Genomic DNA, 7,830 nt, shown 5'->3' on the forward strand with positions numbered 1-7,830 from the left:
GGACCCAGCGCAGCGGAGCTGTCCAGAGTTTCTTTACTGGATCAAGGCGGCCATGGGCCGCCGCCGCTCCATGTCTCCGCCACCGCTGCGACGGCCCCCAGCCACTCAGCGCGCAGCACCACCAAGGCGGACAACCAGACCAGGAGTAACCGACCACTCCGAGTACTAGGACCAGGCCGACGCCCACCAAGCGCGATCACGCCGTCCAACCGAGGGAAGCGTGGCTGAGGCTGGTATGGGGGTTGCTGGAAACACACGTGGCGGGTGATCGTTCGGCGCACTCGTCGCCGTGGCTGACTTTCGGTGGCTTGGGTGGGTCCCACTCCGTCCGCCGAACCGTAACGGTCGTCCTCTCTAACTCGACAACAGGGAGTAGGGGTTGCAGCCGTACCCGCGTTCGAGCACGCCGACCACCCCGGTACCATCGGCACCGGGGTCCTGACCAGGGATTCCACGACCGGACCACCCCGAATGCTGTCCAGGCCGAGGGGCGGTCCGGTCTTTTGGTGTTGGCCTCAGCCGCGCGAGAGACGCCGGATTAACCGGGACTTCGTGATCAGCTCAGGGCCTTGCCCACTTCGTAGATGGTGGGTCGATCTTCCGGAGCATGGCTGAGCATCGCGTCGATCAACTGGCCCAGCTCACCAGGCGCTTTCACTTGGCGACGGCGACCGTTTGCCACGGCCTCTCGCTGCACCGGGCGCGGCGCGTCGTCTGGATACTCGACCGCCCGCCAGCCCGTGGCCGAGATCAGGAGAGAAGCCCCGAGTGCGTAGATGTCGGCTTCCTGCGTTGGCTCGGCTTTCCCGGTTGCGAGCACGCTGCGCGCGATCTCCGGCGCTTCGTAGTGGACGAGGCAGCCGCGGAACGGGAAATCGTACCCCTCGGGCACGTGGCCGCCCCGGGCAAGGGCAAGGTCGATGAGATGTGTCCGCTCCGGCCCGATGATGAAGTGGGCGGGCTGCACATCGCCATGTGCCCAGCCTTTGGCGTGGAGTTCGGCCAACGCTTCGACACAACCCAGCGCCACGCTGGTGTGCGGTGCGATGGATGAGTCTTTCCCTCGGCAGGGCTGCCACAACGCGTACAGGTCCGGCCCTTCACGCCAGGACTGGAAGTTCCACGTCCCGCGCTCCCACTCGCCGTACGCGAAGTCACCGAAGCCGAGGCGATGCAGCACAGCCCCCTCGCGTGCGGGTGCGAGCGCGGTCCAGGGCTGAGCGGGCCACTCGGCCGTGGCCTCGATCGGATAGCCGACCTTCACGGCGTAGTGGCCCCGAGGGCTTTCCACCTCCCAGACCATGGAGCCCCGACGATTGATGACCAGGCGTTGAAACGTGGGCATAAGCGCGTCGAGTACGACGATCGGCAGTTCAGGGGTTGAGCCGGACAAGGTCGTTTCTCCTTCCCGACGAGCGCGGCCGACCACTGAGGAGAGGCCGGCCGCGTCGCCATTGTCGTGTGCTACGCCTGGCCGTACGGTCGGCCACAGTCCGAGTCGCACTGGGCGAGGTTCGTGCCGTCCACGGTCCAAAGGTCATCGAAGACCATGAAGCCAGCCGCCTTCATGGCGCGTGCCGAGGCGGCGACCATTTCCGGGTCACGGGCCCCTCCGCCCGGCTTCGGATTGTGGTCCAGGAAGCGGCCTGCGTACTCGTAGCACAGCGCGGCGTACTCCTTCGTGTGCAGGATGAGTGCATGCAGGCCGAGGTCCACATCGTCCGACGGGACCATGGGGACGGAGGCGGTGGCAGCGGTGACCACGAAGGCAACCGCCTGGTCTGCGATCCGCTCGGCACGGTCGGGCGATTGCCTGTTGTGCGCGACCACGAAGTGGGCGAGGCTCTCGAACAACTCCTCACCAGCTACCGCGCGACCGGTCTTCTGATCGTTCGCCGTTGCTGTCATGTGCAGTCTCCTCTTGTGAGGCCGTGCGTGGGACTTGCCGCCCGACTTGATCGCCGAGTTCGGCTTACGGACGACTGGGCAGTGGGCTTGGATGGCCGCCCCGAACGAGGTTGGGGAGCCGGGGGATTGGCACCTGTTCGGGGCGGCCGGTCTAGTGGCTGATGCCGAGGGACATTCCGATCACCAGGCCGCACGACCCGTTGATGGCGATGATGAACAGGACCCCGGCCTACTGACCGATGGCGCGCATCACAGGCCGACCTGACTGTTGCCGTTCTTCGCGGACAGACGTGCGCTCAGCTCTTCCCGCGCGCTGAGGGCCACCACGTCGTCCGGCATGGCATCCCACGCTCTGCCGCCATGGATCGGCCGCATCTGCACACGGCCGCCGATCTCACCCATGACAACGCCGATGCGGTCCCTGACGCTGTCCTTCGCCAGTTCATTGATGCCCGGTCTGGTCTTCTGATTGCTCGCCATGCACAGCAGCATCGCGATCCAGGGACCGCCGCCAAAAGGTCAGGCTGATTACCCAACTTGGGTAACATCGCGGCAAGTAGAGAATCAGCGACGTTGCGTAGCCCTCGCAGTGTGGGAGCTTACCCAATGCCCGACGCCGACCATCCGCAGGAACTGCCAGCCAGGCTCCTCACCGATCCCGAGATGATCGATGCCTGCCGGGCGCGGGACTTCGCCAGAGTCTTCCGGCTGGTGAAGACCAGGGCCGGCATCTACCCATCAATGATCGCCAGGCGATGCGATCCCACGCCCAGCCGCGTTGGCGAAGTAATCGCAGGGCGACGCCAGTTGCTGCACATGGACGTCGTCGAGCGCATCGCGGACGGCTTGCGTATCCCAGGACACATGCTCGGGCTGGCTCGACGGTCATGGGAGACGCCCCAGGCGCTCGTAGTCACCGAGCGTGAGGCACCGCAGGAGCCGGAGCCAGAGAAGCAGGAGCCCGCCTCTCTGCCGGGGCCGGATGTGGACAGCATCCTTGCGTTGGCCACCCGAACGAGCCTCAGCACGGCCACGCTTGAAGCGTTCCGGGCGTCCATTGAGGATTACTGGCGACGGGACGACCAGCACGGCGGCGAGGCGCTGAGGCCGGCCATCGTCGGGCAGCTTCGGTACGTGGTCGGGCTGCTCAAGGAGAGCCGACCGCCGTCCATCCAGAACGGCCTCTTTGGAATCGCGGCCGAGCTGGCACGCCTCACTGGCTGGACCTACTTCGACGCCCGCCAGTACAACCAGTCCCGTGCGTACTTCACTGAGGCCCTGCAACTGGCCAAGGAAATCGACGACCGCCAGTTCATGGCCAACGTCCTGGCCTGCATGAGCTTGCAAGCGACCTACCAGGACAAGCCCGCGGACTCCCTGGCTCTCGTGACCGCCGCCCAGGACCAGGCCCGCTCAGCCTTCGGCACCACTCCGCGCGTCCTGTCCATGCTGTCCATGCGTGAAGCCTTCGCTCACGCCACTCTTGGGAACCGGGACTCCACGCATTGGGCGCTCGGGGAGGCGCACCGCCACTTCGAGGAGATCCAGTCGAGCGACCCGGACCCGTCGTGGGTGTCCTACTTCGATGAGCCGAAGCTCATTGTGGACACGGGCATCGCCCATGGGCGACTGGGTGAAGCAGCGACCGCCGAGCCCTTGATCGCGGACGCTCTGCGACGGGAGAACCAGACCAACCAGCGCGGCCGGGCGTTTCACTCGTTCTGGTTGGCTCGTACACAGTTGGACCAGGGCAAGCTTGATCAGGCGTGCCACACCGCCACACAAGCGTTGGTGCCCGCGTCGGCGGTGGCCTCCGAGCGAGTGTCAGGCCATCTCAGGGAGTTCTACGACCAGTTGGCCCCGCACAGGCAGGAGCCCGTAGCCCTGGCCTTCGAGGCGCGGCTACGGGAACTCCTCCCACCGGTTAGCGGATCGCTTCATCCATGAGCAGGTAGAGCAGGCCGACGAGCGACCCACTGCTCACGACCTCGCGGCGGTCGATCATGCCACGCACCTCCGAGAGCGAGATCCACTCGATGCGGTCGGACTCGTTCTTCTCCGTGGGCGGACCGTCGTAGGTCGCGCCGTCCACGCGGAAGACGTGGTGCTGCGAGTCGGTGATCCCATTGGCCGGCTCGGCGTAGATCAGGGGCTTGATGGGACCAGGACGCCAGCCCGTCTCCTCCAAGACTTCGCGGGACGCCGCCTCCTCGGGGGTCTCGCCCTCCTCAACCAAGCCCATGGGCAGCTCCCAGGCCCACGAGTCCGTGATGAAGCGGTGCCGCCACATCATCAGGACCTCTTGGCGATCATTGACCACGGCAGCGACGGCCAGGTGACGGAGACGAACGACGTGGTACTCCCACCTGCGCCCGTCAGGCTGCTGGACGTCGACTAGACACAGATTCACCCACTTGTTCGTGTAGATCTGTCGCTCACCGTGGGTCTTCCACTCCATACCTACGGCCCCTCTCGATCGGTCTCCAGGATCTCAGACCGATCCGGAGGAAGGGGCATGTTCGGCGCTTTTCGCGTCACCTTGACGAGATGTCCTGCGCGTGACCCGCATTCCAGCTGGAGCGGTCAAGCGCCAGGAGGAGGAACCTAGGGAGATTCGCTGGCGTGTGGCGGGACCTTGGTGGCGTATACCAGCGTGCGCCAGACGGACAGTTGAGCGCCTCCTGGGCCGAGACGCATGGATTCCAAGGCTGTTCGTCGGCGTGAGCGGTGTGGCTGTGATCGTTCACCTGCGTACCTAGCCGTGCCCTGGCCACCGCCCGATGGCTGCGGACCCACTTGAACGGCAGTGAACCCTGCTGAATGACTACGGAAACTGAGCAGGCCGTGATTCCGGCCCCACCACATCCGCCCTCGGTCTGAGGCAACGTTACTTCGGTGAACTGACACGCCCGCATGGCTCAACCGTTCGAGTCGTGGCACTCGCAGGGGTGACGGGCGCTCAACGCTGCTCTGCGTGATCAAGAACCTGATGCGTGCCGCGATGGCTGCCGCGCTCACCGTCCTGCCCCTCACCGCCCTCGCCCCGGCACATGCTTCCGAGACGCTCTCACTCGCCGAGGCTGTCAACTCCCTGCCCCTGGCTGCCGAGTCCCGCGACGGCTATCAGCGCACGAGCTTCAAGCACTGGAACGCGGGAAAGAACTCCACCGACGGTTGCAACACCAGGATGGAGGTGCTGCTGTCCGAAGCGGTCGATGCGCCGCAGGTATTGCCCGGCTGCAAGTTGTCCGGCGGGCGCTGGTGGTCGTACTACGACGCGAAGTGGGTGACGTCCGCAGGCGCTCTGGACGTCGACCACATGGTCCCCCTGGCTGAAGCCTGGGACTCCGGGGCATCGCAGTGGACAGCAGCCCGGCGAGAGGCCTACGCCAACGACCTCGCTGCCGAACGCTCCCTCGTCGCCGTGACGGCCGGCTCGAACAGAAGCAAGGCCGACCAGGATCCCGCCCAGTGGCTGCCCAACACCGAGGTCACCTGCCGGTACCTGTCCGAGTGGACCGCAACCAAGAAGCGCTGGGAGTTGACGGCCGACGCGGAGGAGTGGGCCGCTCTGGCGCAACTCGCGGAAGCGTGCCCCACCACGATCGTGGTCTATGAGCCTGTCCCATAGACCACGAAGCCGTGCTGGCTGCGAGCCCCCTCTCAACACCGATATGAGGGGGCAATCGCGTGCCTGCAAGAGGGCTGTCAAGACTTATGGCGCGCCCTCAGCTTGGGAAGCTCGTGTGCTCTTCCCTCCTTTCCCTTGCTGACCTGGGATCAAGGGTGTCTGTGCCCGAGCTGGCCGCTGAGTTGATCCCCGGTGTTCCCCGTGATTCCCTGCACCACCTGGCACGGTTCTGGCACGACCTATTCGTCCCGAGGTTTCGGCTGGCGGCCTTCGAGGTCCGCTGAGGTGTTCCGACAGCTATAGACCACCAAGGGCGGACCATGCCCAGGGCGGCAGCGCAGTCCCAGGCGTGCGGCAAGCCGGTTCTGGGTGAGTCCAGCGCGATTGCTGCCAAACGAACCGCGACCGAACGTGCCGCATGTCATGATGAACAGGTGATCATTTTGGACACGAATCAACTCGAAAGTCTTAAGCCGCCCAACGGGCCTGTTCTACGCATCCTGTCTAAGCTGGCGAACGCTACGGGGAATGGCCTCGCCTTGCCGGAGATGGTAATGGTTGAACACTTGGCACACAGGAGGAACAAGGTAAACACTCTTCAGGACAACCTGAGAAAAGCAGTTGACGCAATCTCGGCCGAAGTCGCTGATACGCGTTTCTACAACGGGACTGTCGATGTAGATGGGGTGATCTGCGATTACCAGCGTCGGCTTGAGTGTGTCGTTAGCGAAGTGCTCCAAACGCCGGAATCGGCAGCGCGTGAGGCCTTGATTCGCGAAGCGGAAAGGAGAGCGCCGGCGGAGACCAGATGGGATTCGAAGCCCGGCAGAGGGGCACGTGACGTTGCAATTTGGCTGACCGTTGTGGACTATGCAGCAAGGAATCGCGAAGAGAACCACTACTTCGTTTCTGAAGATCGTGCGTTCGGTGGGGAGTCTGGACTTGCCCCTGATTTGGTGCGCGAGTTGAAGGAGCACACATCTGGTGAAGTAGGAAATCTTAAATATTTCGCACGCGTCGGGGACCTACTTTCACATCTTGCCGGGGAACCTGCTGACTTTCCGGATGAGTCGAAGATCAGCGAATCGGAACTGGTAGCATCGGCGGTAGCCCAAGCCGTCGAGGATTCGGACGCATCAAGCGCTTTCGGCGATTCTGCCGGGTCTGTCGCTCCAAAAGCAAGAATGTACCAGTACACCTATCCTATTCCCCAAGCGGTGGAACTACTGCGTATCGAGAAACCTTCCGCGTACCGAATGCAGGGTTTCGGATGGGCTGCCTTCAAGGCAGTATGGAAGCTTTCCACTGAAGTTGAGTTGGAAGCGCATAATGGAGATGAATTGGTGTTCGAGGGGCTGGTTTCAGTCACTGGCCCCTTCGAAACCATGCTGGTCTGTGAGCTTGATTCGCTGCTGAATATCACTTCAGCAGAGGTGACAGAGGTGCGAGTGTATAGAGGCGCCACCTTATCCATATCCGCTGTGGAGAGAGCGTAGCTTGGACCACTTTCGCAAGGAAAAAGGATGCCAAGTGATCCACATAAAGTTGTCGCACCGGTCTGGCCGAGTGCCAAAAGCGCGATATCATTTCGCCAGATATTCGATATACATCTCGCCTTGGTGTCCGGGCGTTTCGTAGAATTTTGACTCTACGAGAAATTCTTGCCCTTCAAACTCTCCACCGATCAGGAGACCGCCGAGGTCGAAGGAGAAGTTAGAACCATTTGCCCACTGAAAGTGAGCTTCGGAATGGCTATGGGGTTCGGGTTAACCCATCGGGCATTTGCGCGAGTGGTCGAGTCGAGCCAGTGCTTGGCTCTCCGGGCCCCCTCTTCGCCCTTACTGTGCAGTAGCTCTCCCGACATGACTAGAGCGTACCCACTGCGTTGACCTTTGAATACCCTGTGTAGGCGGACTGAGGTTGCGCTATAGGTTGGCGGAACGGCTTTGGGGTGGCGCTGCTTTGGCGCGAGTGATCATGGCCCCGTAAGCTTCCGGCGCGTCGGGCAGTCTGTGGACCTGCCCGGTAAAGCGCGACGTTGGGGCCGTGATCTTCGAGGCTCGCGCCAAAGTGGCTCCGCAAAGCCGTGGAACCGGCCGCCCCAGCCACGACGTGCCCCTTCTCTGGCATCAGGCGGCTGATTGCTCTGAGCGCGGCACGGGCGCCGGCCGGGCTGGATCGGGGCGGAGACAGGAGCGCAGGCCCGGCCGGGGGCCGTGCCGCGCGCGGGGAGCGGAGCGAGCCGCCTTGAACCCGTAGAGAAGGTTGTAACTCAGTCGACATGGACGCGT

General features: G+C 63.6%; 7 protein-coding genes. 3 read left to right on the plus strand and 4 right to left on the minus strand.

What is annotated here, in order from left to right:
• Window positions 1–556: 556 nt before the first annotated feature.
• The 3 genes from ACIHFB_RS45725 to ACIHFB_RS45735 all read right to left on the minus strand — a co-directional run bounded on the left by ACIHFB_RS45725 (window position 557) and on the right by ACIHFB_RS45735 (window position 2,400).
• Window positions 557–1,393 (minus strand): protein kinase, encoded by an 837-nt coding sequence (locus ACIHFB_RS45725; RefSeq protein ID WP_400130010.1) that lies wholly within the window; start codon window positions 1,391–1,393, stop codon window positions 557–559.
• A 71-nt stretch (window positions 1,394–1,464) separates the two neighbouring features.
• A complete protein-coding gene (locus tag ACIHFB_RS45730; RefSeq protein WP_365271377.1) occupies window positions 1,465–1,908 on the minus strand; it encodes a hypothetical protein in 444 nt (147 codons plus the stop codon).
• 249 nt (window positions 1,909–2,157) lie between these two features.
• Window positions 2,158–2,400, minus strand: coding sequence for a hypothetical protein (locus tag ACIHFB_RS45735; protein ID WP_365271374.1), 243 nt, complete (start codon window positions 2,398–2,400; stop codon window positions 2,158–2,160).
• Window positions 2,401–2,514: 114 nt separating this feature from the next.
• Between ACIHFB_RS45735 and ACIHFB_RS45740 the strand changes: the two genes are divergently transcribed.
• On the plus strand, window positions 2,515–3,855 hold the full coding sequence (locus ACIHFB_RS45740; RefSeq protein WP_400130012.1) for a helix-turn-helix domain-containing protein: 1,341 nt from the start codon (window positions 2,515–2,517) through the stop codon (window positions 3,853–3,855).
• Here ACIHFB_RS45740 and ACIHFB_RS45745 read toward each other — a convergent pair.
• Complete coding sequence (locus ACIHFB_RS45745; RefSeq protein ID WP_400130014.1) at window positions 3,833–4,366, minus strand: NUDIX hydrolase; 534 nt, start codon at window positions 4,364–4,366, stop codon at window positions 3,833–3,835. The genes ACIHFB_RS45740 and ACIHFB_RS45745 overlap by 23 nt on opposite strands.
• 516 nt (window positions 4,367–4,882) lie before the next feature.
• Between ACIHFB_RS45745 and ACIHFB_RS45750 the strand changes: the two genes are divergently transcribed.
• The gene (locus tag ACIHFB_RS45750; protein WP_400130016.1) at window positions 4,883–5,539 is read left to right on the plus strand and encodes an HNH endonuclease family protein; all 657 of its coding nucleotides are present in this window, start codon (window positions 4,883–4,885) and stop codon (window positions 5,537–5,539) included.
• 320 nt (window positions 5,540–5,859) lie between these two features.
• The gene (locus ACIHFB_RS45755; RefSeq protein ID WP_400130018.1) at window positions 5,860–7,035 is read left to right on the plus strand and encodes a PIN domain-containing protein; all 1,176 of its coding nucleotides are present in this window, start codon (window positions 5,860–5,862) and stop codon (window positions 7,033–7,035) included.
• Window positions 7,036–7,830 lie beyond the last annotated feature (795 nt).

Source organism: Streptomyces sp. NPDC051963, assembly GCF_044593495.1.
Lineage (GTDB): Bacteria > Actinomycetota > Actinomycetes > Streptomycetales > Streptomycetaceae > Streptomyces.